Source organism: Streptomyces rhizoryzae, from assembly GCF_023155275.1.
In the GTDB taxonomy this organism is placed as follows: Bacteria; Actinomycetota; Actinomycetes; order Streptomycetales; family Streptomycetaceae; genus Streptomyces; species Streptomyces rhizoryzae.
In genome coordinates, this window is the sequence record NZ_JALMUV010000052.1 from 15885 (window position 1) to 42665 (window position 26781).

The 26781-nt window shown below is 72.9% G+C and carries 22 protein-coding genes; 11 read left to right on the forward strand and 11 right to left on the reverse strand.

Annotation, left to right across the window (positions count from 1 at the left end; genetic code table 11):
• Positions 1–35 precede the first annotated feature (35 nt).
• Positions 36–1853 carry a BACON domain-containing protein gene (locus MUU72_RS30305; RefSeq protein WP_248016623.1) on the reverse strand — a complete coding sequence of 606 codons (1818 nt, stop codon included), beginning with the start codon at positions 1851–1853 and terminating at the stop codon, positions 36–38.
• 198 nt (positions 1854–2051) lie between these two features.
• Between MUU72_RS30305 and radA the strand changes: the two genes are divergently transcribed.
• Both radA and disA read left to right on the forward strand, forming a co-directional pair.
• The gene (gene radA, locus MUU72_RS30310; protein WP_248016624.1) at positions 2052–3464 is read left to right on the forward strand and encodes a DNA repair protein RadA; all 1413 of its coding nucleotides are present in this window, start codon (positions 2052–2054) and stop codon (positions 3462–3464) included.
• 133 nt (positions 3465–3597) lie between these two features.
• A complete protein-coding gene (disA, locus tag MUU72_RS30315; protein WP_248016625.1) occupies positions 3598–4722 on the forward strand; it encodes a DNA integrity scanning diadenylate cyclase DisA in 1125 nt (374 codons plus the stop codon).
• 72 nt (positions 4723–4794) lie between these two features.
• On the opposite strand, the gene MUU72_RS30320 is transcribed toward disA, so the two are convergent.
• From MUU72_RS30320 to MUU72_RS30330, 3 genes are all read right to left on the reverse strand, one after another.
• Positions 4795–5793 carry an NAD-dependent epimerase/dehydratase family protein gene (locus MUU72_RS30320; RefSeq protein ID WP_248016626.1) on the reverse strand — a complete coding sequence of 333 codons (999 nt, stop codon included), beginning with the start codon at positions 5791–5793 and terminating at the stop codon, positions 4795–4797.
• A 165-nt stretch (positions 5794–5958) separates the two neighbouring features.
• Positions 5959–6774, reverse strand: coding sequence for a hypothetical protein (locus MUU72_RS30325; RefSeq protein ID WP_248016627.1), 816 nt, complete (start codon positions 6772–6774; stop codon positions 5959–5961).
• 205 nt (positions 6775–6979) lie between these two features.
• Positions 6980–7483 carry a pyridoxamine 5'-phosphate oxidase family protein gene (locus MUU72_RS30330; protein ID WP_248016628.1) on the reverse strand — a complete coding sequence of 168 codons (504 nt, stop codon included), beginning with the start codon at positions 7481–7483 and terminating at the stop codon, positions 6980–6982.
• A 227-nt stretch (positions 7484–7710) separates the two neighbouring features.
• On the opposite strand from MUU72_RS30330, the gene MUU72_RS30335 reads away from it, so the two are divergent.
• The 5 genes from MUU72_RS30335 (at position 7711) to cseC (ending at position 12773) form a co-directional block, all read left to right on the forward strand.
• Entirely contained in the window at positions 7711–8670 is a 960-nt protein-coding gene (locus MUU72_RS30335) for an iron-sulfur binding domain-containing protein (protein WP_248016629.1), read from the forward strand.
• A 597-nt stretch (positions 8671–9267) separates the two neighbouring features.
• Positions 9268–9819, forward strand: a complete 552-nt coding sequence (locus MUU72_RS30340) for a SigE family RNA polymerase sigma factor (protein WP_248016652.1) — start codon at positions 9268–9270, stop codon at positions 9817–9819.
• Between the two features lie 235 nt (positions 9820–10054).
• A complete protein-coding gene (locus MUU72_RS30345; protein ID WP_248016653.1) occupies positions 10055–10738 on the forward strand; it encodes a hypothetical protein in 684 nt (227 codons plus the stop codon).
• Between the two features lie 8 nt (positions 10739–10746).
• Complete coding sequence (gene cseB / locus MUU72_RS30350; RefSeq protein ID WP_248016630.1) at positions 10747–11460, forward strand: two-component system response regulator CseB; 714 nt, start codon at positions 10747–10749, stop codon at positions 11458–11460.
• 8 nt (positions 11461–11468) lie between these two features.
• On the forward strand, positions 11469–12773 hold the full coding sequence (gene cseC, locus MUU72_RS30355; protein ID WP_248016631.1) for a two-component system sensor histidine kinase CseC: 1305 nt from the start codon (positions 11469–11471) through the stop codon (positions 12771–12773).
• A gap of 29 nt (positions 12774–12802) precedes the next feature.
• Here the strand turns inward: cseC and MUU72_RS30360 are convergent, their stop codons facing one another.
• From MUU72_RS30360 to MUU72_RS30375, 4 genes are all read right to left on the reverse strand, one after another.
• Positions 12803–14071: a TFIIB-type zinc ribbon-containing protein gene (locus MUU72_RS30360; RefSeq protein WP_248016632.1), complete on the reverse strand. Its 1269-nt coding sequence runs from the start codon at positions 14069–14071 to the stop codon at positions 12803–12805.
• A gap of 46 nt (positions 14072–14117) precedes the next feature.
• Positions 14118–15260: an SPFH domain-containing protein gene (locus MUU72_RS30365; protein WP_248016654.1), complete on the reverse strand. Its 1143-nt coding sequence runs from the start codon at positions 15258–15260 to the stop codon at positions 14118–14120.
• A gap of 77 nt (positions 15261–15337) precedes the next feature.
• Positions 15338–15763 carry an ATP-binding protein gene (locus tag MUU72_RS30370; protein WP_372503273.1) on the reverse strand — a complete coding sequence of 142 codons (426 nt, stop codon included), beginning with the start codon at positions 15761–15763 and terminating at the stop codon, positions 15338–15340.
• The gene (locus MUU72_RS30375) at positions 15757–15972 is read right to left on the reverse strand and encodes a hypothetical protein (protein ID WP_248016633.1); all 216 of its coding nucleotides are present in this window, start codon (positions 15970–15972) and stop codon (positions 15757–15759) included. Before MUU72_RS30375 ends, MUU72_RS30370 begins: the two co-directional genes overlap by 7 nt.
• A gap of 147 nt (positions 15973–16119) precedes the next feature.
• Between MUU72_RS30375 and MUU72_RS30380 the strand changes: the two genes are divergently transcribed.
• Together MUU72_RS30380 and MUU72_RS30385 are read left to right on the forward strand one after the other, a co-directional pair.
• Positions 16120–16944: a helix-turn-helix domain-containing protein gene (locus tag MUU72_RS30380; protein ID WP_248016634.1), complete on the forward strand. Its 825-nt coding sequence runs from the start codon at positions 16120–16122 to the stop codon at positions 16942–16944.
• Positions 16922–17299 carry a DUF397 domain-containing protein gene (locus MUU72_RS30385; protein ID WP_248016635.1) on the forward strand — a complete coding sequence of 126 codons (378 nt, stop codon included), beginning with the start codon at positions 16922–16924 and terminating at the stop codon, positions 17297–17299. Before MUU72_RS30380 ends, MUU72_RS30385 begins: the two co-directional genes overlap by 23 nt.
• 64 nt (positions 17300–17363) lie before the next feature.
• Here MUU72_RS30385 and MUU72_RS30390 read toward each other — a convergent pair whose 3' ends face one another.
• On the reverse strand, positions 17364–18968 hold the full coding sequence (locus MUU72_RS30390; RefSeq protein ID WP_443743070.1) for an MDR family MFS transporter: 1605 nt from the start codon (positions 18966–18968) through the stop codon (positions 17364–17366).
• Positions 18969–19162: 194 nt separating this feature from the next.
• Between MUU72_RS30390 and MUU72_RS30395 the strand changes: the two genes are divergently transcribed.
• Positions 19163–19747 carry a TetR/AcrR family transcriptional regulator gene (locus MUU72_RS30395; protein ID WP_248016636.1) on the forward strand — a complete coding sequence of 195 codons (585 nt, stop codon included), beginning with the start codon at positions 19163–19165 and terminating at the stop codon, positions 19745–19747.
• A 27-nt stretch (positions 19748–19774) separates the two neighbouring features.
• Here the strand turns inward: MUU72_RS30395 and MUU72_RS30400 are convergent, their stop codons facing one another.
• Positions 19775–20464, reverse strand: a complete 690-nt coding sequence (locus MUU72_RS30400) for a M23 family metallopeptidase (RefSeq protein ID WP_248016637.1) — start codon at positions 20462–20464, stop codon at positions 19775–19777.
• Positions 20465–20928: 464 nt separating this feature from the next.
• On the opposite strand from MUU72_RS30400, the gene MUU72_RS30405 reads away from it, so the two are divergent.
• Positions 20929–24126, forward strand: coding sequence for an NACHT domain-containing protein (locus tag MUU72_RS30405; RefSeq protein WP_248016638.1), 3198 nt, complete (start codon positions 20929–20931; stop codon positions 24124–24126).
• A gap of 76 nt (positions 24127–24202) precedes the next feature.
• On the opposite strand, the gene MUU72_RS30410 is transcribed toward MUU72_RS30405, so the two are convergent.
• Complete coding sequence (locus MUU72_RS30410; protein ID WP_248016639.1) at positions 24203–26725, reverse strand: ATP-dependent Clp protease ATP-binding subunit; 2523 nt, start codon at positions 26723–26725, stop codon at positions 24203–24205.
• Positions 26726–26781 lie beyond the last annotated feature (56 nt).

Below are 26781 nucleotides of genomic sequence, written 5' to 3' on the forward strand. Positions count from 1 at the left end.
CGCCCCCGCCGCGCGCCCGCCGCCCCGCCGCGCCCCTACTCCGTGTGCGGACCCCCCGCGGGCGGCGTCGCCCCGGTGCTCGGCGCCGGCCCGTGGGACGGCGCCGAGGGCCCGGCCGGGCCGGACGGATCGCCCGGTCCGGACGGCCCGCCCGGTGCGGACGGCCCGCCGTGGCCGCTGGACGGCGACGGCGCGGGCCGCGGCGGCGCCCCGCTCGGCCTGGGCGCGGGAGGGTGCGCCGGCCCGCCGGGGCCGCCGTGCTGCGGCGCGGGGTCGGCGGCGCCGTGGCCGTCGAGCGTGACGACGGTGCCGCCCGGTTCGATGGTGATCACCGACCGCCAGTGGCCCTCGGGTTCGCGGTCGTGGTCCACGTAGACGGTGATCGTGGTGGACTGGCCGGGACGCAACTGACCGGCGGTGTGGCTCATCTGGAGCCAGGGCGCGCCCGCGGTCGCCCGCCAGCGCACCGGGGTGCCGCCGGAGGCGCTGATGGTGATGACCGTGGTGCCCGCGGCCGGCTGCGCGGCGACCGTCAGCCGCCCCGGCCCCTTCTCCTCCCGCCCGCCGGGCGGCGTCGGGCCGGCGTACGGGTCCAGCACCGACACCGACACGTCCGGCGCACCGTCGCCGGCCGGGGAGCCGGGGCGCGGGGCCGACGGCCGGGCGTTGCCGGCGTTCTCGTACCGGCCGCCGTCGAGCCGGCCGCCGCTGCCGGCGCCCTCGGCGTCGTCGGCCGCCACCGTGGGCATGACGGCCGACGCGCCGGCCTCCGGGGCGTTGCGGTACGCCGCCCACAGGGCGAGCACCGGCGCGGCCAGCACCGTCGCCACCACGGTGGTGGTCAGCGCCCGGTGGCGCAGCCGCCGGCGGCGGGCCGTGCGGTCGGTGGGGACGCGGGGGAATCCCCGGCGGTCATAGCGTGGAGAACCGTTTGCTCCACCGCTCCGGCCGGCCGCCGCGGGGACGGCCCCGGGCACGCCCTCGGCGCGGCCCGAACGGGTGGACCGGGCCGCCGCCAGCGCCGCGCCGACCGCCGCCCGGTCCGCGGGGACCAGCGGCAGCGCGCCCTGGTCCGCGGGCGCGGTGCCCGGCCAGGGGCCGGCGGCGGTGGCCCGCTCGGCGGTCCGGCGGCACTCCGCGCAGTCGTCGACATGGCGCACCAGCTCCCGGCGGAGCGCCGCGCCCAGCAGCATCTGGCCGTCCCCGGCCAGCCGGGCCACGTCCGGGCACCGCCCGAACTCCACCACCGCCAGCGCCGCCCGGGTCCGCTCGACCTCGCAGGCGGCGGCGGCCAGCAGCGTGCGGGTGGCGGCCGGTTCGGCGCCGGTGACCGCGGCGATCTCGTCCGGGGCCAGCCGGTGGCGCACCGACAGCTCCAGGACCTCGCGCTGCTCGGGGGTGGTGCCGGCCGCCTCCGGCCAGGCCAGCGCGGCCAGTTCGCGCTGCCGCCGGTCGTCCCGCGCCCCGGGCGGGTCATCGGGCTCGGGGGCGTCGGCCTGCTCGGCGAGCCGGCGCAGGCACGCCCAGCGGGCCAGGGCGTAGAGCCAGGGTCCGAAGAGGGCGGGGTCGGCGGGGCGCCGGCCGTGCTGCCGCTCGGCGAGCGCCAGCGTCTCACCCAGGACGGCGGCCGCCGTGTCGTGCTCGCACAGCACGGACAGGCAGTAGGTGAACAGCCCGTCCAGCCAGGGTTCGTAGCGGTCCTCGGACTCGGGGTGGTCGTGGGGTTCGTCGCGGTCCCGGGGCCTTGGGCGGCCGGTCCCGCCGTCGGTCTGCGGCCGGTGCCGGCGCGGCGCGGCGGTGCGCGACCGGAGTGCGCCGGTGGTGTGCGTAGGGTGCTCGGGCCTGCTGCTCATCACCCCGGCGACGGTAGGGGGATGATGCAGTCGCTCCTGCGCAGCAGGGTCACTTTTAACCCGTACGGGTGACCATCTCCCTCAAAAGGGGACACCGATTTGTCAGACGGCCGGGATGCGCGCTGGGCGCGCACCACCCGGCGGGCCCGTCCGCCGCCGGCTCCGCCCGCTGTCAGACCCCGCCGCTACGGTGGCGTCATGGCAACTCGTAAATCGCCGGGCAAGGAGCGCCCCTCGTACCGCTGCACCGAGTGCGGCTGGACCACCGCCAAGTGGCTCGGCCGCTGCCCGGAGTGCCAGGCGTGGGGCACGGTCGAGGAGTACGGCGGCGCCCCCGCGGTGCGCACCACCGCGCCCGGCCGGGTCACCACCGCCGCGCTGCCCATCGGCCAGGTCGACGGCAAGCAGGCCGCCGCCCGCTCCACGGGCGTGCCGGAGCTGGACCGCGTGCTGGGCGGCGGGCTGGTCCCCGGCGCGGTGGTGCTGCTGGCCGGCGAGCCCGGCGTGGGCAAGTCCACCCTCCTGCTGGACGTCGCCGCCAAGGCCGCCTGTGCCGACCACCGCACCCTCTACGTCACCGGCGAGGAGTCCGCGAGCCAGGTCCGGCTGCGCGCCGACCGCATCGGCGCGCTCGACGACGACCTCTATCTGGCCGCCGAGACCGACCTCTCCGCCGTCCTCGGCCACCTCGACTCCGTCAAGCCCTCCCTGCTGGTCCTGGACTCCGTGCAGACCGTCGCCTCCCCGGAGATCGACGGCGCCCCCGGCGGGATGGCGCAGGTCCGCGAGGTCGCCGGCGCCCTGATCCGGGCGTCCAAGGAGCGCGGCATGTCCACGCTCCTGGTGGGCCACGTCACCAAGGACGGCGCCATCGCCGGCCCGCGCCTGCTGGAGCACCTGGTCGACGTCGTCCTGCACTTCGAGGGCGACCGGCACGCCCGGCTCCGCCTCGTCCGCGGCGTGAAGAACCGCTACGGCACCACCGACGAGGTCGGCTGCTTCGAGCTGCACGACGAGGGCATCACCGGCCTCGCCGACCCCTCCGGCCTCTTCCTGACCCGCCGCGCCGAGCCGGTGCCCGGGACGTGCCTGACGGTCACCCTGGAGGGCCGCCGCCCCCTGGTCGCCGAGGTCCAGGCACTCACCGTCGACTCCCAGATCCCCTCCCCCCGGCGCACCACCTCCGGCCTGGAGACCTCCCGGGTCTCGATGATGCTGGCCGTCCTGGAGCAGCGCGGCCGGATCAGCGCCCTCGGCAAGCGCGACATCTACAGCGCCACGGTCGGCGGCGTGAAGCTCAGCGAACCGGCCGCCGACCTCGCCGTCGCCCTGGCCCTGGCCAGCGCCGCCAGCGACACCCCGCTGCCGAAGAACCTCGTCGCGATCGGCGAGGTCGGGCTGGCCGGCGAGGTCCGGCGGGTCACCGGCGTGCAGCGCCGCCTGTCCGAGGCCGCCCGGCTCGGCTTCACGCACGCCCTGGTCCCCGCCGACCCCGGCAAGATCCCCGACGGGATGCGGGTGCTGGAGGTCGCCGACGTCGGCGAGGCGCTGACCGTGCTGCCCCGGCGGGTGCGCCGGGAGGCCCCGCGGGAGGAGGGCGCACGCCGGTAGACTTTGCCCCGGTCTCGCCCGTCACCGCCGTCTCCGCCACCGGCCGCGTAGCTCCCGGATACCCTCCTCTGGTACGCGCCACGGCACCGGCCGGGCGGCCTGCGGACCGACAGACATGCGACGGAGGAGTGCAGTGGCAGCCAACGACCGGGCGTCGTCTCCCGGCAGGTCCGGAGCGAGCTCCGGCACCGAGAGCCTGATGCGCGCCTCGCTGAGCGCCGTCGCGCCCGGTACCGCGCTGCGCGACGGCCTGGAGCGCATCCTCCGCGGCAACACCGGCGGTCTGATCGTCCTCGGCTTCGACAAGACCGTCGAGTCGATGTGCACCGGCGGCTTCGTCCTGGACGTCGAGTTCACCGCGACCCGCCTGCGGGAGCTGTGCAAGCTGGACGGCGCGCTGGTCCTCGACAAGGACATCACCAAGATCCTGCGGGCCGGCGTCCAGCTGGTGCCGGACGCCTCCATCCCCACCGAGGAGACCGGCACCCGCCACCGCACCGCCCAGCGCGTCTCCATCCAGACCAACTTCCCGGTGATCTCGGTCAGCCAGTCGATGCGCCTGATCGCGCTGTACGTGGACGGCGAGCGGCGCGTCCTGGAGGAGTCCGCCGCGATCCTCTCCCGCGCCAACCAGGCGCTGGCCACCCTGGAGCGCTACAAGCTCCGCCTGGACGAGGTCGCCGGCACGCTCTCCGCGCTGGAGATCGAGGACCTGGTGACGGTCCGGGACGTCTCCGCGGTCGCCCAGCGGCTGGAGATGGTCCGCCGGATCGCCACCGAGATCGCCGAGTACGTCGTCGAACTGGGCACCGACGGCCGCCTGCTGGCCCTCCAGCTGGAGGAGCTGATCGCGGGCGTGGAGCCGGAGCGCGAGCTGGTCGCCCGCGACTACGTCCCCGAGCCGACCGCCAAGCGGTCCCGCACGGTCGCCGAGGCGCTGGCCGAGCTGGACGCGCTCAGCCACACCGAGCTGCTCGAACTCCCCATCGTGGCCCGGGCCCTGGGCTACAGCGGCTCCCCCGAGACGCTGGACTCGGCGGTCTCCCCGCGCGGCTTCCGCCTGCTGGCGAAGGTGCCGCGCCTCCCCGGCGCGGTCATCGACCGCCTGGTGGACCACTTCGGCGGCCTCCAGAAGCTCCTCGCCGCCAGCGTCGACGACCTCCAGGCCGTCGAGGGCGTCGGCGAGACCCGCGCCCGCTCGGTCCGCGAGGGCCTCTCCCGCCTGGCCGAATCCTCCATCCTGGAACGCTACGTGTGACGGCCGGGGCGCCGCCGCCCCGCGGCCCCGCCCCGGCCCGTCCTCCGCGCCCCGCCTGGGGCCCCGCCCTCCTTACCCCCGCTCCCCCCGGCGCAGCGCCTCCGTCTCCTTGGCCTCCGGGAGGCCGACGGTGGGGCGGTCCGGGCGTTGGGGGGCCGTGCCGCCGAGGGACTGGAGCCAGGTCCAGGTGTCCGCGACGGTTTCGGCGACCGGGCGGCAGCGCAGGCCGGCGGCGAGCGCCTTGGAGACGTCGCTGCCGTGGATCGCGTCGTAGACGTCGCCCGGCGGCAGCCACACCGGCAGCTCCGTCCACGGTTCGATGCCCGCCGCGAGCACGTCCTCCGGCGCGGTCCAGCGCAGTTCGGCCGCCCCGCCGGTGACCCGCGCGCAGCACTCCAGCAGCTCGCCCATGGTGGCGTGACCCGGCTCGCTGACCAGGCTGTACGGCCCGGACCTGCCGTCGCGTACGGCGTCCAGGGTCCACTCGGCGAGGTCGCGGGCGTCGATGTACTGCAACGCCAGGTCGCGCGGCCCCGGCGCCAGGACGGGCCCGCCGCGCGCGATCCTGTTCAGCCACCACGGCAGCCGCCCGATGTTCTCGTACGGGCCCAGGATCAGGCCGGCGCGGACGAACAGCGCCCGGTCGCCGAACGCCTCGGCCGCGGCGAGCTCTCCGCCCCGCTTGGCGCGCGCGTAGTCCTCGGCCCCGGTGTCGTCCGGCGAACCGTCCACCACGGGTGCCGCCTCGCTGATCCGCTGCACGGGCGGGAAGGCGTAGACCGAGCAGGTGGAGATGTACGCGTACCGCCCGACGCGGCCGGCCAGCAGCCGGGCGGTGTCCCGCACCGCGACCGGCGCGGCGCTCCAGGTGTCCACGACGGCGTCCCACGCGCCGTCCTCCAGGGCGGCCGTCCCGCCCTCCGCCAACCGGTCGCCGTGCAGCACGGTGACCCCCTCGGGCGCGGGGTGCCGCCCCCGGTGGAAGACCGTGACGTCCCAGCCACGCGCCACCGCCGCCTCGGCCAGCGCCCGCCCCACGAACTCCGTACCGCCCAGAATCAGTAGCCTCATGCCGGGGACTGTGCCCCGGCGGGCCGGCCGCCACCAGCGCTGCTCGCTCTGAGCGGATTCCCTACGGGCGGAACTTCCGGAGCTTCCGCTTCCATCCCCCCGGAACGGCCCCCGGCCGCCACCCCGGGACGGGCCCCGGCTCTGCTCCCGGAACGGGTCCCGGCCTCAGCCCTTCAGCTCGAACGTCGTGTGGACCGCCGCCAGCCCCGGCACCTTGGCCTCGATCGTGTACGTACCGGCCGGCACCGCCGCCGCGCTGGGCGTCGCGCACTGGGGTCCGCTGGCCCGCCGGTCCCACTCGACGGTCCGGGTCACCGCGCCCTTGGCGGGCACCTGGAGCAGCGCCGGGCCGCTGCCGGCCGGGCAGTCGTCCGACGCCCACACCCGGTCGTCGCCCGCGGTGTCGGTGATGGTGAGCACCGCCGCCTTGCGCCCGAGGTCCACCTTGCAGGCCGCGCCGCCGGTGTTCCGCACGGTCAGCTCGAACTTCGGCTTGTCGTCCGGCGCGTAGGCGTCCTTGACGCTGCGCAGCGCCAACTTCACCGTTTCCGCCCCGCAGTTGGGGAGCGAGGGGCCCGCGGCGACGGTGTCGCCGCCCGCGGCCCGGCCGATCGGCGCGCCGCCGGAAGCGGCCCCGCCCGTTCCGGACGCGCCGCCGGTGCCACCGCCGTCCGACCCGGCGCCGCCCGCCGACCCGGAGCCCGAACCGCCGGATGCCCCGCCGGCCCCCGACTCGTCGCGCCCGCCCGGCTTTTGGCCGATCGCCGGGCCGCTGGGGGCGGGCCCGGGCGTGATCGAGGCAGCGGGTCCGGAACCCTGCGCACCCTTGCCCTCGTCGGCCGCCTTCTCGCCGCTCCCGCCCAGGGTCAGGGCCCACACCACCAGGGCGATGAGGAGGACGACGACGGCCAGCGCAACGGCCCTCCGCCGCCAGTAGATGGAGGAGGGAAGCGGCCCGATCGGATTGCGCAGTGATCCCACGCGAAAACTCTACGAGAGATCAGCACCGGCACCGGCCAGTACCCGCCGCTTCCGGCAGCAACTTTTCACATCATCGGCCCGGTGGGCGCGCATTGGCCGCCCGAGGGGGCCCGTTGGTCCCCCGGCGGGGCCGGTCGGCCACCCGCCGGGGACGGGTAGGCACCCGGCGGCGGCCGAACGGCCCGACGCCCACCGCCCGACGCCCCTACCCCCGCCACTCCTCCTTGTGCCCGAAGCCGCGGGTGTTGTCGATCAGGCGCAGCCAGTCCGGGCGCAGTTCCCACAGGGCGGTGCGCTCCAGGGCCGCGCGCAGCCGCGGGTCCTCGGCGACGAAGGGGAAGCGGGCGGTGTAGGTCCGCCAGCCGGCGTCCCGCTCCGCGCCGTCCAGGACCCGGCAGCCGCCGCGGCCCTGAAGGCCGGTCAGCCCGCTCCACTCCTGGCCGTCGCGCTGCACCGTGAACGCCACCCGGGCGCCGGGCCGCGACAGGGCCCGGCCGTGCCGGGTGTGCACGGCCGTCACGAAGTACAGGACGGGGGCCCCGTCCGCGGCCCGGCCGGCGGCGTAGAGCACCGCGCACGCCTGCGGCCCGTCCTCGTCCGCGTAGGCCAGGGTCACCGTGGTGTGCCCGGCCAGCGCCCGCCCGATCGCCGGCGGACAGCCCGCGCCCGCGGCCCGCCCGGTGCCGCCCGTACCGTTCGTCTCCTCCATACCGGCTTCCATACCGGCATCCTCGTACGCCGCCCCCGCCCCACGCGCCCCGGGGCCCTTCCGCGCCGGCCGGTGGCCGCTCCCTCTCCCGCCGGCCGCCGCGCGCCCCGGGGCCGGTCCGGACGCCGCCGCCGGACGCCGCCCTTCCTGCGTGCGGGTGGGCGCGCGGCGGGGCGGGGCGGGTGCGTTTCCCGGTGGCGGGCGGGCGTGCCAGGATCGGCAGTGCCATGACTTCCACGCCTGCCATTCCCAGTGCCATGACCTCCGCCGCCGAGAACGCCTCCGCCGCCGTATCGGCCGCGGGGGCCGTGGACGGGACCGGGCTGCACGGCCCGGTCACCGACTGGTTCGCCGAGCACGCTCGCGACCTGCCCTGGCGCCGCCCCGAGGCGGGCGCCTGGGGCGTGATGGTGAGCGAATTCATGCTCCAGCAGACGCCGGTCAGCCGGGTGCTGCCGGTGTACGAGCAGTGGCTGGCCCGCTGGCCGCGGCCGGCCGACCTGGCCGCGGAGCCGCCGGGTGAGGCGGTGCGCGCCTGGGGCCGGCTCGGCTATCCGCGGCGCGCGCTGCGGCTGCACGCCGCGGCCTCCGCCATACAGGAGCGCCACGGCGGCGACGTCCCCCGTGAGCACGCCCAGCTGCTGGCGCTGCCCGGCGTCGGCGAGTACACCGCGGCGGCCGTCGCCTCCTTCGCCTACGGCCAGCGGCACGCGGTGCTGGACACCAATGTGCGGCGGGTCTTCGCCCGTGCGGTCACCGGCCGCCAGTACCCGCCGAACGCCACCACCGCCGCCGAGCGCAAGCTCGCCCGCGCCCTGCTCCCGGAGGACGAGGGGCTGGCGGCCCGCTGGGCGGCGGCCACGATGGAGCTGGGCGCACTGGTCTGCACCGCGCGCAGCCCGGAGTGCCACCGCTGCCCGATCGCGGCGCAGTGCGCCTGGCGGCTGGCGGGTTCGCCGGTCCACGAGGGTCCGCCGCGCCGCACCCAGGCGTACGCGGGGACCGACCGCCAGGTGCGCGGCAAGCTGCTGGCGGTGTTGCGCGAGGCCGTGACGCCGGTGCCGCAGGGGGTGCTGGACGCGGTGTGGGACGAGCCGGTGCAGCGGGCCCGGGCGCTCGACGGGCTGGTCTCGGACGGGCTGGTGGAGCCGCTGGGCGGCGGCCGCTACCGCCTGCCGCATTCCTGACCCGGGTCCGCGGCCGCAAGGCCGGAAGCCGGCGCCGAGGCCGGAAGCCGGCGCCGGAGCCGCCGGACCCGCCCCGGTGTGCACGTCACCTACGGCGTACGCCACCGTCACGCCCCCGGCACCTACGCCACCCGTCGCGTACGTCACCGTCCCGTCATGGAACGCGGGGCCGTTCCGGCCGTCTTCTCTCACGGGCGCGTCCCCTTCCCCGGGGCCGCGCCCGTGGGCGTACCGGCACCCGGTGGCGCGCCGGCGGAAGCGGAAACCCGCCCTCCGGGGATGTGACCGGAAACCGGCCGGATCTGACGGGTTCTCGTCGTTCCGGGCCGCCCCGGGAGCCCCGTGCGCCCCGCGCGAGGCCGCTGTCCCTCCCGGCGGGGACTTCGCGTCCGTCCGGAGGATGACCCTGCGGCGGCTCCCGTCCGCCCGAAGGAGGACCCCCGGCGCGCTGTTACACAACCGAGGGTTTTCCGTGCACTCCCTGAGGGGCCGACGCACATTACGCCGCAACACCCCCTCCGTAGCGTCATTCCCGTGCTGGAGATGACCGCCGGCACGGACAACGTGGGGAAACGAAAGCGGATCGGAGGCGTCGGGATGGCGACCAGCGGCGGCAAGGTACTGGACTTCGAAGAGTACGTGCGGACCCGGCAGGATGCCCTGCTGCGCAGCGCCCGGCGCCTGGTGCCGGACCCGGTCGACGCCCAGGACCTGCTCCAGACCGCCCTCGTCCGCACCTACGGCCGCTGGGACGGCATCGCCGACAAGTCGCTGGCGGACGCCTACCTCCGCCGCGTCATGATCAACACCCGCACCGAGTGGTGGCGCGCCCGCAAGCTGGAGGAGGTGCCCACCGAGCAGCTCCCGGACGCGAGCGTGGACGACGGCACCGAGCAGCGCGCCGACCGGGCCCTGCTGATGGACATCCTCGGCGTGCTCGCCCCGAAGCAGCGCAGCGTCGTGGTGCTGCGCCACTGGGAGCAGATGAGCACCGAGGAGACCGCGGCGGCGCTCGGCATGTCCACCGGCACCGTCAAGAGCACCCTGCACCGCGCCCTGGCCCGGCTCCGCCAGGAGCTGGAGAGCCGCGACATAGACGCCCGCATCCTGGAGCGCGGCGAGCAGGAGCGGGAGCGGTGCGCGGCCTGACCGGCGGCGCGCCCGGGACCACGGCGGGTACCGTGACCCGGGCCACGAAGGGGGCCGCGCCGGGGGACGTAACCAAGCCCACAGCCCGGCGCACAGCTCGGCGCGCGACAATCTCCACAGGAGCGGCGGCCGGGGGCACGGCGACGGAAGACGCGGCGGCCGGGCGAGCAGCGGCACGGTGAGCAGGAGCGGATTGTCCAGATACAGGCTGACCAGGAGCCTGACCAGGAACGGTTTGACCAAGGGCGGCGCGGCCACGGCGGGGGTGGCCGCCGTCGGCCTTTTGCTGGCCGGGTGCAATCCGGGTGGCGAGGGCATACGCAAGGAAGGCGCCGCGCCCCGCACGCCCGCCCCCCGGGGCGCGCTGAGCGCCGCCCCCACCCCCAGCCCGGGCACGCAGTACAAGAAGGTCAACGCCGTCCGCCTGCTCAAGGACGACCCCAAGGTGAGCGCGGACGTGAAGCGGGCCGTCGCCAAGCCCTGCGCGGCGGACGAGTACCCGGTCGAGGTGACCTACGCCTCGCTGACCGGCAGCTCCTCCCCCGACGTCATCGTCAACGTCATGACCTGCGCCGACTCCGTCGGCCTGGGCGCGTACGTCTACCGCGAGCGGCCCGGCGCCCGGGACGGGTATGACAACGTGTACGCGAACGAGCAGCCGTCGGTCTACGCCGGGGTGAGCAAGGGCGAGCTGGAGGTTTCCAAGCAGACCTACGACACCGGTGACAAGGTGTGCTGCCCGTCGGGGGAAGATGTGATGACGTACCGCTGGGCGAACGACCGCTTCACCGAGTACGACCGCTACCACACCGACTACAGCAAGACCACCGTCGACGAGACCCCGGGCGACGCCGGCAGCGGCACCGACGGCGCCGGGGACGCCGGCGGGACGGACGGCACCACGGGATCGGAGGGCTGAGACACCTCATGGCCGACACCCACGTTCTCTTCGTCGAGGACGACGACGTCATCCGCGAGGCCACCCAACTCGCGCTGGAGCGGGACGGCTTCGTGGTCACCGCCATGCCCGACGGGCTCGCGGGCCTGGAGGCGTTCCGCGCCAATCGTCCCGATATCGCCCTGCTCGATGTGATGGTTCCCGGACTCGACGGCGTCAGCCTCTGCCGCCGCATCCGCGACGAGTCGACGGTCCCCGTGATCATGCTGTCGGCCCGCGCCGACTCCATCGACGTGGTGCTGGGCCTGGAGGCCGGCGCCGACGACTACGTCACCAAGCCGTTCGACGGCGCGGTGCTGGTCGCCCGGATCCGCGCCGTGCTGCGCCGCTTCGGCCACGCCAGCGGCGCCGACCGGGCCGGCGGCAACGGCCCGGACCCCGGCGACCTCGCCGTGGAGACGGTGCTGCGCTTCGGCGACCTGGAGGTCGACACCGAGGGCATGGAGGTCCGCAAGGGCGGGGAGACGGTGGCGCTCACCCCGACCGAGATGCGGCTGCTGCTGGAGTTCTCCACCGCCCCGAACACCGTCCTGTCCCGCGACCGGCTGCTGGAGCGGGTCTGGGACTACGGCTGGGGCGGGGACACCCGGGTCGTGGACGTCCACGTCCAGCGGCTGCGCGGCAAGATCGGCCAGGACCGGATCGAGACGGTCCGCGGCTTCGGGTACAAGCTGAGAGGCTGACTCCGGAGGTGGTCAGGCTGGCCCTGCGAACGGGCCTGAGATGGAAACTGAGCGCCGCGATCGCGCTCGTCGGGGCGCTGGTCGCGGTGGCGCTGAGCCTTGTCGTGCACAACGCCGCGCGGGTCTCCATGCTCGACAACAGCCGCGACGTCCAGATAGAGCGCCTCAACTTCACGCAGAAGATCTTCGAGTCCACCAACCGCCTCCAGTTCGGCGCGAAGATCGACGACCCGGCGCTGCCGAAGGCGCTCCGCAAGGAGGTCAGCGAGGGCGAGCGCGCCACGTTCCTGGAGGACACCGGCCAGACCGCACCCGAGGTCTGGGCCGCCTCTCCGCTCGCCAACGGCCGGGTGCTGTCCCTCCACGACCGCTTCCCCGACCGGTTCGCGGTGCTGGACGACCTCGACCAGGCGCTGCTGATCGGCTCGTCCGCGGTGGTGGTCGGCGGCTGCGCGCTCGGCGTACTGGTCGGCGGCCGGCTCTCCAAGCGGCTGCGGAAGGCCGCGGCCGCCGCCGGGAAGCTCGCCGACGGCGACACCTCGGTGCGGATCCGCGACGAGGTCGGCGGCGGCCGGGTCCGGGACGAGACCGACGACCTGGCCTGGGCGGTGGACGCCATGTCCGACGCCCTCCAGCAGCGCATCGAGGCCGAGCGCCGGGTCACCGCCGACATCGCCCACGAGCTGCGCACCCCGGTCACCGGCCTGCTCACCGCCGCCGAACTCCTGCCCCCCGGCCGCCCCTCGGAACTCGTCCGGGACCGCGCCCAGGCCATGCGCACCCTCGTCGAGGACGTGCTGGAGGTGGCCCGGCTCGACGGTCATGCCGAGCGCGCCGAGCTCCAGGACGTGGCGCTGGGCGAGTTCGTGGTCCGGCGGGTGCGCACCCTGGACCCCGAGGTGCGCGTCGAGGTCCTGCGGGACGCCGAGGTCTCCACCGACCCACGCCGCCTGGAACGCATCCTGGGCAACCTCATCGCCAACGCCTCCCGGCACGGCAAGCCGCCCATCGAGGTCACCGTCGAGGGCCGCGTCATCCGGGTCCGCGACCACGGCACCGGCTTCCCCGAGGCGCTGCTGCGCGAGGGCCCCAGCCGCTTCCGCACCGGCAGCAGCGACCGGGCCGGCGTCGGCCACGGCCTGGGCCTGACCATCGCGGTGGGCCAGGCCCGCGTCCTGGGCGCCCGCCTGACCTTCCGCAACGCCGACGAGCTGACGGACGGCTCGACCGGCGCGGTCTCGGTGCTCTGGCTCCCCGAGAACGCGCCGACCGCCACCGGCAGCTTCCCGGTCATCCAGCTCCCGGACCGCTGAGGCCGGGGGCCCGGCCCCCGGCCCCGCGCTCAGTGGTGGTGCTTGGTCAGCAGGAACACCAGCGTCGCCACCACCGCCACCAGCGCCACCGCACACGCGATCTTCAGCGGGCTGTACGGCCGCTCCCCGGTGACCTCGCCGGTCTCGGCGTTCACCATGACCTGCCACTGCTTGCCGTTGTGGACGTACGACGCGAACCACACCGGGAGCAGCAGCAGCTTGTACGTCACCGCCTCGTAGGCGGTCTCCACCGCGTGCAGCCGCTGCCGGTCGCCGCCGATGTCGTCCTTGCAGTCCTTGCGGATGACCTCGGCCATCCGCTCCTGGGCGCGCTGGTAGCCCGCCTCCGGCTCGATGTCGTACCGCAGGGTCCGGAAGCCGGACAGGTACGCCTCCTGGTACGGCACCGCGTCCTTCAGCGGCCAGGGCTCCAGCTCCTTGAGCCGGTCGGCCTCGACGTTCCCGGCAGCGGGCACCAGCACGTCGTCGAAGTACCGCTGGACCGTGCCGCGCACGTGGTACCAGCGCACCTCGGTCCGCTTGTCGTCCCCGCTGCCGACCTCGTACTCCTCGCCCCGCTCGCCCTGGTACCAGGTCGTGGTCGCGGCGTCGTACGTCCAGTGCGGGACGTAGGTGCCGTGCAGGGTCTCGGCGGTGGTGACCTTCTTCAAGCTGTTCGGCGCGAACCACCGCGACCGGGCCCAGGTGCGCAGATTCTCGTGCACGTCCTGCTTGGCCACCCGGAACGGCACCAGGCCCTCCGGCACGATCCGGTCCTCGGCCGCCGAGGCGATCATGGGGGTGGCGCAGAACTGGCAGCGGCCGGACAGCGCGGTGGTCTCGTTCGCCGCCCCGCAGCCCGGGCACCGCAGCACCTGCCCGCCGGCCGCCCGGGGCTTGGGCGGCAGCGTCGCCAGCTCCTCGATGGCGTGCTCCCGCACCTCGCGGTCAACGGGCGCGATGGGCTGCTCGAACCGGCAGTGCGGGCACCGCAGGCTGTTCGTCCCCGGCGCGTACTCGGCCGTGGACCCGCAGGACGGGCACGCGTAACTCTGCTGCGCGGGCGCCTGCGGCTCCGGGGCCTGCGGCGGCTGGGGGGCCTGCGGCGGCTGGGCAACCAGCGGCGGGTACGCCTGCGGCGGATACGGCTGCTGGCCCGGATACGGCTGCTGCGGATACGGCTGCTGGTACTGCGGCTGCTGCGGCTGCTGCGGCTGCTGCGGCTGCGGCTGCGGCTGCGGCTGCTGCGGCTGCTGTGGGTATTGCGGCGGCTGCGGCTGGTACGGCGGGTAGCTCATACGGTCACAGGCTCCTGGCGGTCGGCACGGGGCTCTCGGCAGTCGGTCACGCCTGCGGCGGCAGCGGCGGCGGAGTCGCCCGGAAGTACGGGGCCAGCTCCGCGATCTGCTCCACCGGCAGCCAGGACGCCATGCCCTCCCGCCAGGCGAGCATGCCGGGCCGGATCGCCCCCGAGCCGATGTGCCCGGTGAACGTCGCGTGGTCGTAGGGCCCCTGCTGCTGACCGTCCACCGCCACGTGCCACTGGTACTGCTGCTGCCCCGGCAGCGGCGGCGGCACCGCCCCGCCCCCAGGGGCCGGCGCGGCGGCCTGCTGCGGCTGCCCCTGCGGCTGCCCCTGCTGCGGCGCGAACGCCTGCGCCATCTGCTGCCCGGCGGCCATCCCGAGCCCGAAGCCCATGCCCTGGCCCGCCGCGCCGGGGTTGTTCGCCGCGTCCCCGATCGCGTCCGCCGCCTGCATCCGCGCGTAGGTGTCGATGTTGCCGATGATGCCCATCCGGCTGCGGGCGTCGATGGCCTGCTCGACCTCCGGCGGCAGCGAGATGTTCTCGATCACGAACTTCGGGATCGAGATGCCGTGCGACGCCGCCAGCTCGTCGGTCAGCGCCTTGGCCAGCCGGCCCCCCAGCTCGTCCTGGCGCGCGGCCAGGTCGAGCATCGGGATCCCCGCACCGCCCAGCAGCGAGCCGAGCCGCCCGACGATCAGCTGCCGCAGGTACTCCTCGACCTCCTCGGTGCGGAACTGCGGGTCCGTACCGGCCAGTTCGGTCAGCAGCTTGGCCGGGTCGGTCACCCGCGCCGCGTAGCCGCCGAAGGCCCGCAGCCGCACCATGCCGAACTCGGCGTCCCGCACCGTGACCGGGTTCTGCGTGCCCCACTTCATGTCCGTGAACTGCCGCGTCGTGACGAAGTAGACCTCCGCCTTGAACGGCGAGTGGAAGCCGTGCTTCCAGCCCTTGAGCGTCGAGAGGATCGGCAGGTTCCCGGTCTCCAGCTCGTACATGCCCGGCGCGAAGACGTCCGCGATCCGGCCCATGTTGACGAAGACCGCCACCTGGGATTCCCGGACGATGAGCTTGGCGCCCATCTTGATCTCGTTCTCGTAGCGCGGGAAGCGCCAGACCATCGTGTCGCGGCTGTCGTCGGTCCACTCGATGATGTCGATGAACTCGCCGCGGATGCGGTCCATGAAGCCCACGAGACATTCCCCCCGTACCGTCCGGGCCGGGTCCGGTCGCGGACGTGTGAGTCGTTGTTACGTCCACGTCATCGTACGGGCGCCACCTGTGCGCGCCGAGGGGGAGGGGCCGGGCCGCCGGTGCCCGCCGGCTCCCCCGCCACCTCGCACCAGACGGTCTTGCCGGCCTCCTCCTGGCGGACGCCCCAGCGCAGCGCGACGGCGTCCAGCAGCGCCAGCCCGCGCCCGCTCTCGTCCTCGGCGGTCGCCCGCAGCAGCACGGGCAGCGCACGCGGATCCGGGTCGCTGACCTCGATCCGCGTCCGCCCGTCGGCGGTCCCGCGCACCCGGACGGTGACGGGTACGCCCTCCGCCACGTGCCGGATGACGTTGCCGACCAGCTCGCTCACGCACAGCTCGACCTCGCAGGACGCCGCCGCCCCGAGGTGTGCCCGTACGGCCTGCCGCAGCACCGGCACCTCCTTCGGCACGGCGAGCAGCCGCACGGTCAGCACCGCGCCGCCGCCTCGTGCAGCACGTCGGCGAGCCTGCGGGCGGTGGCCGCGTTGCAGTTGCCGAGCGCGACGAGCGGCGGCGGGTACGTACCCGCGAACGACGGCAGATCGACGCCGAGCGACGGCAGCGTGATCCCGTGCGCCGCCAGCGCGTCCCGCAGCCCCTCGGCACACGCGTACGCGTCGTCCTGCTCCGTGTCCCTGGCCATACCCGTTCACCCTCCTGTGCGCTTTGTGACGATCCGCTCACAGCGTGACGTCGGGCTGCGTACGTTGGGAAGGGAATCGGGCTTGCACGCCCTCCCAGCAAGTGGTGGTGATGAGTGATGTCCCCTCGCAAGGAGCCGAACCCATCGATGAGCGTCCCCTCCTTCTACGGCGCCGAACTGCGCTACCTGCGGGAAAGCTCGGGCCTCACCCTCGAACAGTTAGTGGACGGCAGCTACCGCGGCGCTCCACTCCTCAGCCGCATCGAACGCGGCGAACTCGGCATGCCAGTGGATCTGGCCATCCACATCGACAAGAAGCTGGCGACCAATGGCTTCTTCGGGCGCCACTGCGAGGCGGTCCACAAGGCGCGCGTGGCAGGACATCCGCCGTACTTCGCGGAGGTCCCGGACCTGGAGAAGTCCGCCCTGACGATCGAGGACTGGGCGCCGTTCCTCATCCCGGGCCTGCTCCAGACCAAGGCGTACGCCCAACGCATCGCCGAGTCGAAGGCGGCATGGGCATCACCCGAGAGCGTCGAGGAACGTGTCCGCGCAAGGCTGGCCCGAGCGGAGTTCTGGGGACGGGACGACCGCGCCACGTACTGGGGAATCCTGCATGAGCCGCTGATCCGCAAGCCGTTGCTCCCGCCCTACGAAATGGCCGAGCAACTGGAGCACATCGCCGCCCTGATGCGCGGCAGCCAGACGGTCGTGCAGATCCTTCCGGAATCGGAGACCGATCACCCGCTCATGATGGGCGTGCTCAAGGTCCTGACCTTCCCTGATGCCCCGCCGTTGATCTACACCGAGGGCGTTCACAGCGGCCAGATCATCGACTATCCAGCGCTCGTGACGAGCTACCGGAGGTCGTACGATCTGCTCAGGGCCGCCGCACTGTCACCCAGGGCGTCCTTGGCCATGATCGAGGAATCGGCAAGGGGCTATAGAGATGAAGCGCAGCAAGGGCATTGATCTGACGTCTGCCACTTGGCGCAAGAGCAGTTACAGCAATGCCGAGGGCGGCGAGTGCATCGAGGTCTCCGACGACTTCCTCGCAACCGCCGTTTGGCGCAAGAGCAGTTACAGCAACCCCGACGGCGGAAACTGCATCGAGGTCTCCGATGACTTCCTCGCGACCGCCACTTGGCGCAAGAGCAGTTACAGCAACGGCGACGGCGGCCACTGCGTCGAAGTTACCGACGCCCTGCCCGGCCTCGTCCCCGTCAGGGACAGCAAGGACCCCCACGGGCCCGCGCTGGTGTTCCCGGCGGCCGGCTGGTCGGCGTTCGTCGCGGCCGTCAAGGGCGGGCAACTGCCGGGCGCCTGAACGGGAAACGGCCCCTGGCGTACGTGAGCCACGTACACCAGGGGCCGTTCACCGCCCGCAGCCGTCAGACGGCCTCGACCATCATCGGCTTCTCCGCGTCGGCGGCACCCGCCTCGGCCGGCTTGGCCGCCGGGCCGCCCCGCAGCGGGACCTCCTTGAGGAACCACGCGGCGACGAAGCCGATCACGCTGACGATCGCGCCCCACAGGAAGACCTGGTGCGCGCCGGACGCCACCGCGTGCGCGTACGCGTCCTTCACGGCCGGCGGGAGCGACGGCAGCTTCTTGGGGTCCATCTGCGCACCGCCGGCCATCTTGCCGGCCGCGGCGCCGAGGCGTTCGGTCATCGTCCGCGTCACCTCGTTGGTGAACAGCGCACCGAGGATCGCGACGCCGAACGAGCCGCCGATGGTCCGGAACAGCGTCGCCGACGAGGAGCCGACACCCATGTCCTTCATCTCGACGCTGTTCTGCGCGATCAGCATCGTGGTCTGCATCAGGAAGCCCATACCGGCGCCGAGCACCGCCATGTAGAGGCCCGAGGTGAAGCGCGTGGTGCCGACGTCCATCAGGGACAGCAGCGCCAGGCCCGCGGTGATCAGGAAGCCGCCGCCGGTCACGAAGATCTTGTACTTGCCGGACTGGGTGGTGACCCGGCCCGCGACCAGCGAGACCGCCATCATCGACAGCAGCATCGGCAGCAGCAGCAGACCCGAGTTGGTCGCCGAGGCGCCCTGCACGGTCTGCTGGAACAGCGGCAGGAACGTCATCGAGCCGAACATCACGAAGCCGACCAGGAAGCCGATCACCGTGACCAGCGAGAAGTTCGCGTTCCGGAAGATCCGCAGCGGCAGGACCGGATCGCTGACCTTCCGCTCGACCAGCACGAAGGCGACCAGGGCGACGAGCGCCAGCGCGCCCAGGCCCACGATCTGCTTCGAGGCCCAGTCGTACTCGGTGCCGCCCCAGGTGGTGAGCAGGACCAGCGAGGTGATGCCGATGGTCAGCAGCGCCGAGCCCGCGTAGTCGATCCGGGCCTGCGACCGCTTCTTCGGCAGGTGCAGCACGGCGGTGACCATGACCAGGGCGATCGCGCCGAGCGGCAGGTTGATGTAGAAGCTCCAGCGCCAGCCGAGGTGATCGGTGATGGTGCCGCCGACCAGCGGGCCGCCGATCATGGCGATGGCCATCACACCGGCCATCATGCCCTGGTACTTACCGCGCTCCCGGGGCGGGATCAGGTCGCCGATGATGGCCATGACGCCCACCATCAGACCGCCCGCGCCCAGGCCCTGCACGGCGCGGAAGCCGATCAGCTGGCCCATGTCCTGCGCCATGCCGGACAGCGCCGAACCGATCAGGAAGATCACGATGGACGTCAGGAAGACGCCCTTCCGCCCGTACATGTCGCCGAGCTTGCCCCAGATCGGCGTGGATGCCGCGGTGGCCAGCGTGTAGGCGGTGACGACCCAGGACAGGTGCGCCAGCCCGCCCAGTTCGCCGACGATCGTCGGCATCGCGGTGCCGACGATCATGTTGTCCAGCATCGCGAGCAGCATCGCGATCATCAGCGCGAAGAGCACCATGCGTACGCCGGCGGGCTGTTTGCCCGTGCTCTGTGCCGGCTCCGTTATCTCCCCCGTCGGGGTCGCTGTGCGCGACATCCCCATCACTTCCCCATCGTTCTTACTTACTTGCCGCCCGGCTAGTTAGGTACAGTCAGAAGGTAGAGAGTTACTAGCCGGGCGTCAAGTAAGTTTTTTGGTGCCGGGGTGGGTACGTCCGTGACCAGCAGGGCAGCAGATGATTGCCGGGGAAGCGGGCCGCACCCCGCACCGATCACGCCGTCACGCAGGAGAGCAGCATGGGCACAGCACAGCCGCGCCGCGGGAACACCCGCCAGCGCATCCAGGACGTCGCGCTGGAGCTGTTCTCCGAACACGGCTACGAGAAGACCTCGTTGCGCGAGATCGCCGAAAAACTGGAGGTCACCAAGGCCGCGCTCTACTACCACTTCAAGACCAAGGAAGACATCGTCATCAGCCTCTTCGAGGACCTGTGCCGGCCCATCGACGAGCTGATCGCCTGGGCGAAGGAGCAGCCGCGGACGGTGGAGACCAAGCAGGAGGTCATCCGGCGGTACCACGAGTCGCTGCGCTCCGCCGAGGACCTCTTCCGCTTCATGCAGGAAAACCAGGCCACGGTGCGTGAGCTGAGCGTCGGCCTGCGCTTCAAGGAGCGGATGCTCGACCTCTACGACCTGCTCAAGGAGGACGACGCCGACCTGGTGGACCAGGTGCGGTGCCTCACCGCGCTGTTCGCGATGCATGCGGGCGTTTTCGCGATGCAGAACCTCGCAGGCGACCCCGAGGACAAGCGCAAGGCCGTCCTCAGGGTCGCCACGGAACTGGTCACGGCGGCAAACCCGCCGGGCCGCCGGCCAGCCTGACCGGATTCAGCTCAGGCCGTGCCGTCCTCAGACGGCGTCGCCGTGAGCCCGCAGGAATCCGGTCGGCTCGATGCCCGACCCGTAGTTGGGGCCGGTGCGGACCTCGAAGTGCAGGTGCGGGCCGGTGGAGTTGCCGGTGCTGCCGGACAGGGCGATCTGCTGGCCCGCGGACACCTGCTGACCGACGTGGACCTGGATCTGCGACAGGTGCGCGTACTGGGTGTAGATGCCGTTGGCGTGCTTGATCACGATCGCGTTGCCGTAGGCCGGGCCGTCGCCGCCGCCGTTGGGACCGGCCTTGATGACCGTGCCCTCGTGGACGGCGTGGACCGCGGTACCGGTCGGCACGACGAAGTCCTGGCCGCTGTGCTTGTGCGCCCAGTGGCTGCCCGGGATGCCGAACGGCTCACCCAGGACGTACTGGTCCACCGGCTTCACCCAGGCGTCCGCCTTCTGCGCCGCGTTCGCCGTGGCCTTCACCGCGGCCGCCTTGGCGTCCTTGGCGGCCTTGGTCTGCGCGTCGGCCTGCGCGGCGACGGCCTTGCCGGTGCCGGCGGTCAGGTGCAGCAGCCCGCTGTCGGCGGCGGTGGCGACACCGGCGCCCAGCGCGGCGGTGATACCGGCACCGGCGACCACGACGGCGGCCCGGTGGCGCAGCCCGAACACGGTGTTCTTGGCGGACTTCTTGGAATTGCGTATGGCGGTGAACTCAGACATGCGGGCTTTTCCTCCGAAAGGGAAAGTCAGGGGGGTTTTCCCGGCTGCGGTCCGGGATCGCCATACCTTGGTAACCCGCCCGGCCGTCATGTCCAAGAGGCCGTTCCTACTAGGCGCACGCGTAATACCGGGACACTTCTTGACCGGCCCCGATCGCCACCCACACCGCGCTGACCGGCGACGATGACTCTTCGGGCGCCCGCCGCCCACCCCGCCGCATTCTCCTAGCACACCTAGTACGGGCCCAATTCCTGTGCCCCATGTCACGAGAATCCCGGGCTTTTCTGTGGCCCGCATTACATACTCGGACAGCCCGCATGTGACCCGGGTTACGGGAATTACTGTGACCCGGATTACGCAATTCAGGACCACCGGCTCCCGGTAACGGGGGGAAACGGCTGACCGGCGGTCGCCCGCCCCTCTAATCTGATCCCGGCACCGTCACAGGGGGGAACGAACCGCACATGGACCCGTCAGCAGTAGGCGCACGGCTCGCGTCCGCCGTCGTCGGACCGCTCGTGAAGAAGCTCTTCGTGGCGGAGGGGCCCGGCGCCGGCCTGGTGGACAAGCCGGTCCGCATCTCCGCCCTCGTCTCCTTCAAGGGCGAGCAGCGCACCCTCTCCGACCGCGACCTGGGCAAACTCGCCGGGGAACTGGTGCGCCGCGCCGCCCGCTCCGCCGCCCCGGGCGAGCACCCGGTCCCCCCGGACGAGGAAACGGCCGTGGCCACCGCCCTGGCCACCACCCTCGCCGCCCTCTCCGCCCTCACCATGGACGACGTCCAGGCCGTCCGGCTCGGCCCCGCGGCCCTGGCGGAGAACCTGCGCGCCGCCGCCCCGCGGGCCACCCGCGACCTCTCCCGCGACGCCGAACTCCTCCACGACACCCTGCTGGCCACCGCCTGCCTGCACATCGTGCACTTCTTCAGCCAGCGGTCCACCTTCGTCGCCCGCACCCTCGTCCAGCAGAGCCGCGGCCTGGACACCCTGATCAGCCGCATCGACGACTTCCTGGACCGCCACCCGTCCCCGCTCGCCGCCGACACCGCCTTCGAGCGCACCTACCTCGACTACGTCGCGCGCAAGCACAACCGCCTCACCATCTACGGCATCGACCTGCACAACTCCCCGGGCCGCTGGCCCCTGGACGCGGCCTACATGAGCCTGGAGGCGACCGCCGCCGGCACCGGCCCGCACGACCTGTTCGAGCAGTTCGAGATCCCCTTCGAGGGGCTGCCGGCCCGCAAGGCCGAACCCGCCGACCAGGCCCTGGCCAACCGCTCCCGGGTCCTCCTCCGCGGCGTCGCCGGCTCGGGCAAGAGCACCCTCGTCCAGTGGCTCGCCGTCTCCTGCACCCGGCCGCTGGCCGCCACCGCCCTGCCCCACCTCTACGGCCGGATCCCCTTCGTCCTCCCGCTGCGCACCCTGACCCGCTCCGGCGCGCCGCTGCCCACCCCGGACCGCTTCCTGGCCGCCGTGGGCTGCCCGCACGCCGGCGCCCAGCCCGCCGGCTGGGCCGACCGCGTCCTGACCTCCGGCCGCGCCCTCCTCCTGATCGACGGCCTGGACGAGATCCCCGACCGCGAGCGCGAGGCCGCCCGCGCCTGGCTCCGCGACCTCCTCGACGCCTTCCCGGCCGACAACCGCTGGCTGGTCACCACCCGCCCCTCGGCGGTCCGCGACGACTGGCTGGCCCCGGACGGCTTCGCCGAACTGACCCTCTCCCCCATGAGCCGCGACGAGGTCGCCGCGTTCCTCACCCGCTGGCACCACGCCGCCACCCCGGACCCCGACGACCCCCACCTCCTCGCCGGCTACGAGCAGTCCCTCCTCGCCGCCGTCCGCACCAAACCCGACCTGGGCCGCCTCGCCACCAACCCCCTGATGTGCGGACTGATCTGCGCACTCCACCGCGACCGCCGCGGCTACCTCCCGCACGGCCGCAAGGAGCTCTACGACGCCGCGCTGAGCATGCTGCTCTCCCGCCGCGACCGCGAACGCGACATGCGCGGCCCGGACGGCATCGAGCTGGCCGACGAACCGCAGATCCAGCTCCTCCAGCGGCTCGCCTACTGGCTGATCCGCAACGGCCGCACCGAACTCGACCGCGACCGCGCCGAACGCCTCCTCGCCGACGCCCTCCCCGCCGTCCCCGCCGCCGCCTCCCAGGGCCCCGCCCCGGCGGTCTTCCGCCACCTCCTGCTCCGCAGCGGCCTCCTCCGCGAACCGGCGCCCGGCACCGTGGACTTCGTCCACCGCACCTTCCAGGACTACCTGGGCGCCAAGGCCGCCGTCGAGGAAGGCGACTTCGGCCTCCTCCTCCACCACGCCGCGGACTCCCAGTGGGAGGACGTGATCCGCATGGCCGTCGCCCACGCCCGCCCCCGCGAACGCGTCGAGCTGCTGCGCGGCCTCCTCGCCCGCGGCGAACTCCGCGTCGACCTGCTCGCCGTGGCCTGCCTGGAACACGCCACGGAACTGGACCCGGCGGTCCGCGACGAGGTCAACGCCCGGGCCCGCGCCATCCTCCCGCCCCGCACCCGCGAGGAGTCCAACCTCCTCGCCGACACCGGCCCCCTCGTCCTGGAACTGCTCCCCGGCCCCGAGGGGTTGGAGGACGACGAGGCCCAGGAAGTCATTCACACGGCCGCCACCATCGGCACGGACGCGGCACTGGAATGCGTCAAGCGCTTCCGGGACCACCCGTCCCTCGCCGTCCGCTCCCAACTCGGCCTCCACTGGGCCACGTTCGGCACCGACCGCTACGCGGAAGAAGTCATCCGCCACCTCGGCCCCGACACGCCCGTCACCGTGTCCTCCCCCGAGGAACTGCACCTGCTGAGGTCCCTCGGCGGCCGCCCCCGTACGACCGTCAACGGCCCGTTCACCACCGCGGAACTCCTCGGCGGCCTCCACCCCCAGCTCACGCATCTCACGCTGAGCGGAAATCCGGACCTCGACGATCTGGCCTTCCTCCGGGAATTCCCGTCCCTGGATTCGCTGTCCCTCCAGAACTGCCCCGGCGTCGCCTCCGTCGCCCCGCTCGCCGGCCTGCCCCTGCGCTATCTCTCCGTCTCCGGGATCGGCCGTACGCCACGAGGTCTGGCCCGTCTGGACCGGCTGACCTCCCTGATGCTCATGGTCCCGCTCCCGCCGGAGGGGCTCGACGCCCTGCCGGGCCGGGCTCCGCTGACCCACCTCCTGGTCGGCGAGCGGCTTCCCGACCTCACCGGCCTCACCGCCTGGCCGGGCCTGAAGAGCCTCCAGCTGCGGAAGTTCCCGGGCGACTCCGCCCCCGACCAGTGGCAGGCGCTTTCCCGCCTGGACCACCTGGCGGACTTCTCCCTCGGTCTGGCGGAAGAGGAAACGACCTTCCGCATTCCCCGGAACCTCCGCCTCCCCCAGGTGGAAATGCTCAGCCTGATCAATATCGGGTACCGCCCCCTGGCCGAATTCGGCGCTCTCCTCCCCGCCCTCCTCCCGGCCTTCCCGAACGTCCGCACCCTCCAGCTCTACGGCCTGATAGGCGGCTCCCTGGACCTCTCCCCCGTCGAGGCGCTCCCCGCCCTCGAAAAGCTCTACCTCTCCTACCTCACCCCGTCCCCCGCCTCCCCCCTCCCGCCCCACCTGGACGTCACCTACTACCCCCGCCCCCGCGACTGACCGAAGGCACCACGCACAACCGCCCCGGAACCGCACATCACGTGCGGTCCCGGGGCGGTTGTGTGCGTGCTCGGGCTCAGTCCTTGTTGAGGTTCGGGCCCGCGCCGCCCGTCGTCGACTCCACCGGCGGGGCGCTCGGCACGGCCGACTTCTCCTCGCCGCGGAAGGTGAACGTGGCGGCGTCGCCCTCACCCTCGACATCGACGACCACGATGTGGCCCGGACGCAGCTCGTTGAAGAGGATCTTCTCCGAGAGGGCGTCCTCGATCTCGCGCTGGATCGTGCGGCGCAGCGGACGCGCGCCGAGCACCGGGTCGTAGCCGCGCTTGGCCAGCAGCGACTTCGCCTCGCCGCTGAGCTCGATGCCCATGTCGCGGTCCTTCAGGCGCTCGTCCACCTTGGCGATCATCAGGTCGACGATCTGGATGATGTCTTCCTGCGACAGCTGGTGGAAGACCACCGTGTCGTCGACACGGTTGAGGAACTCGGGCCGGAAGTGCTGCTTGAGCTCTTCGTTGACCTTCGCCTTCATCCGCTCGTAGCCGGTCTTGACGTCGCCCTGGGCGGCGAAGCCCAGGTTGAAGCCCTTGGAGATGTCCCGGGTGCCGAGGTTGGTGGTCATGATGATGACCGTGTTCTTGAAGTCCACGACCCGGCCCTGGGAGTCGGTCAGGCGACCGTCCTCCAGGATCTGGAGCAGCGAGTTGAAGATGTCCGGGTGGGCCTTCTCGACCTCGTCGAAGAGGACGACGGAGAACGGCTTGCGGCGCACCTTCTCGGTCAGCTGGCCGCCCTCTTCGTAGCCCACGTAACCGGGGGGCGAACCGAAGAGGCGGGAGACCGTGTGCTTCTCGCTGAACTCCGACATGTCGAGGGAGATCAGCGCGTCCTCGTCACCGAACAGGAACTCCGCCAGCGTCTTGGACAGCTCGGTCTTACCGACACCGGACGGACCGGCGAAGATGAACGAGCCACCGGGGCGCTTGGGGTCCTTCAGACCGGCGCGGGTGCGGCGGATGGCCTGCGAGAGCGCCTTGATGGCGTCCTTCTGGCCGATGACGCGCTTGTGCAGCTCGTCTTCCATCCGCAGGAGCCGGCTGGACTCCTCCTCGGTGAGCTTGAAGACCGGGATGCCCGTCGCGGTGGCCAGGACCTCGGCGATCAGCTCCTCGTCCACCTCGGCGACGACGTCCATGTCGCCGGCCTTCCACTCCTTCTCCCGCTTCGCCTTCGCGGCCAGGAGCTGCTTCTCCTTGTCGCGCAGGCCGGCGGCCATCTCGAAGTCCTGCGAGTCGATCGCGGACTCCTTCTCGCGGCGCACGTCGGCGATCTTCTCGTCGAACTCGCGGAGGTCCGGCGGCGCGGTCATCCGGCGGATGCGCATCCGGGAACCGGCCTCGTCGATCAGGTCGATCGCCTTGTCCGGCAGGAAGCGGTCGGAGATGTAGCGGTCGGCCAGGGTGGCCGCGGCGACCAGCGCGGCGTCCGTGATGGACACCCGGTGGTGCGCCTCGTAGCGGTCCCGCAGGCCCTTGAGGATCTCGATGGTGTGCGGCAGCGACGGCTCGGCGACCTGGATGGGCTGGAAGCGGCGCTCCAGGGCCGCGTCCTTCTCCAGGTGCTTGCGGTACTCGTCCAGCGTCGTCGCACCGATGGTCTGCAACTCGCCGCGGGCCAGCATCGGCTTGAGGATGCTCGCCGCGTCGATCGCGCCCTCGGCGGCGCCCGCGCCGACCAGGGTGTGCAGCTCGTCGATGAACAGGATGATGTCGCCGCGGGTGCGGATCTCCTTGAGGACCTTCTTCAGGCGCTCCTCGAAGTCACCGCGGTACCGGGAGCCGGCGACCAGGGCGCCCAGGTCGAGGGTGTAGAGGTGCTTGTCCTTGAGGGTCTCGGGCACCTCGCCCTTGACGATGGCCTGCGCCAGGCCCTCGACGACCGCCGTCTTGCCGACGCCGGGCTCGCCGATGAGGACCGGGTTGTTCTTCGTACGGCGGGACAGCACCTGCATGACCCGCTCGATTTCCTTCTCGCGCCCGATGACCGGGTCGAGCTTGGTCTCCCGGGCGGCCTGCGTGAGGTTGCGGCCGAACTGGTCCAGGACGAGGGAGGTCGAGGGGGTGCCCTCGGCCGGGCCGCCGGCGGTGGCGGCCTCCTTGCCCTGGTAGCCGGAGAGCAGCTGGATGACCTGCTGCCGGACCCGGTTCAGGTCGGCGCCCAGCTTCACGAGGACCTGGGCGGCGACGCCCTCGCCCTCGCGGATCAGACCGAGCAGGATGTGCTCGGTGCCGATGTAGTTGTGGCCGAGCTGGAGGGCCTCGCGGAGCGACAGCTCCAGGACCTTCTTGGCACGGGGGGTGAAGGGGATGTGCCCGGACGGGGCCTGCTGGCCCTGGCCGATGATCTCCTCCACCTGCTGGCGGACCGCCTCGAGCGAAATGCCGAGGCTCTCCAGGGCCTTAGCGGCGACACCCTCACCCTCGTGGATCAGACCCAGGAGGATGTGTTCGGTGCCGATGTAGTTGTGGTTGAGCATCCGGGCTTCTTCCTGAGCCAGGACGACAACCCGCCGCGCACGGTCGGTGAACCTCTCGAACATCGTTAATCGCTCCTCAGAGCGGTCAGGCAGTAAGGGGTCGGTCCCCTCCCTGTCCT

Excerpts from the sequence above, each read along its gene's own strand:
- MUU72_RS30320 (WP_248016626.1), bottom strand. The coding sequence starts at position 5,793 with ATGAGGCTACTGATTCTGGGCGGTACGGAGTTCGTGGGGCGGGCGCTG.
- radA (WP_248016624.1), top strand. The coding sequence starts at position 2,052 with ATGGCAACTCGTAAATCGCCGGGCAAGGAGCGCCCCTCGTACCGCTGC.
- MUU72_RS30385 (WP_248016635.1), top strand. The coding sequence starts at position 16,922 with ATGAAGCGCAGCAAGGGCATTGATCTGACGTCTGCCACTTGGCGCAAG.
- cseB (WP_248016630.1), top strand. The coding sequence starts at position 10,747 with ATGGCCGACACCCACGTTCTCTTCGTCGAGGACGACGACGTCATCCGC.
- MUU72_RS30400 (WP_248016637.1), bottom strand. The coding sequence starts at position 20,464 with ATGTCTGAGTTCACCGCCATACGCAATTCCAAGAAGTCCGCCAAGAAC.
- MUU72_RS30375 (WP_248016633.1), bottom strand. The coding sequence starts at position 15,972 with ATGGCCAGGGACACGGAGCAGGACGACGCGTACGCGTGTGCCGAGGGG.
- MUU72_RS30390 (WP_443743070.1), bottom strand. The coding sequence starts at position 18,968 with ATGGGGATGTCGCGCACAGCGACCCCGACGGGGGAGATAACGGAGCCG.
- MUU72_RS30365 (WP_248016654.1), bottom strand. The coding sequence starts at position 15,260 with ATGGACCGCATCCGCGGCGAGTTCATCGACATCATCGAGTGGACCGAC.
- MUU72_RS30360 (WP_248016632.1), bottom strand. The coding sequence starts at position 14,071 with ATGAGCTACCCGCCGTACCAGCCGCAGCCGCCGCAATACCCACAGCAG.
- MUU72_RS30395 (WP_248016636.1), top strand. The coding sequence starts at position 19,163 with ATGGGCACAGCACAGCCGCGCCGCGGGAACACCCGCCAGCGCATCCAG.
- MUU72_RS30330 (WP_248016628.1), bottom strand. The coding sequence starts at position 7,483 with ATGGAGGAGACGAACGGTACGGGCGGCACCGGGCGGGCCGCGGGCGCG.
- MUU72_RS30380 (WP_248016634.1), top strand. The coding sequence starts at position 16,120 with ATGAGCGTCCCCTCCTTCTACGGCGCCGAACTGCGCTACCTGCGGGAA.
- MUU72_RS30410 (WP_248016639.1), bottom strand. The coding sequence starts at position 26,725 with ATGTTCGAGAGGTTCACCGACCGTGCGCGGCGGGTTGTCGTCCTGGCT.
- MUU72_RS30405 (WP_248016638.1), top strand. The coding sequence starts at position 20,929 with ATGGACCCGTCAGCAGTAGGCGCACGGCTCGCGTCCGCCGTCGTCGGA.
- MUU72_RS30305 (WP_248016623.1), bottom strand. The coding sequence starts at position 1,853 with ATGAGCAGCAGGCCCGAGCACCCTACGCACACCACCGGCGCACTCCGG.
- MUU72_RS30340 (WP_248016652.1), top strand. The coding sequence starts at position 9,268 with ATGGCGACCAGCGGCGGCAAGGTACTGGACTTCGAAGAGTACGTGCGG.
- MUU72_RS30335 (WP_248016629.1), top strand. The coding sequence starts at position 7,711 with ATGACTTCCACGCCTGCCATTCCCAGTGCCATGACCTCCGCCGCCGAG.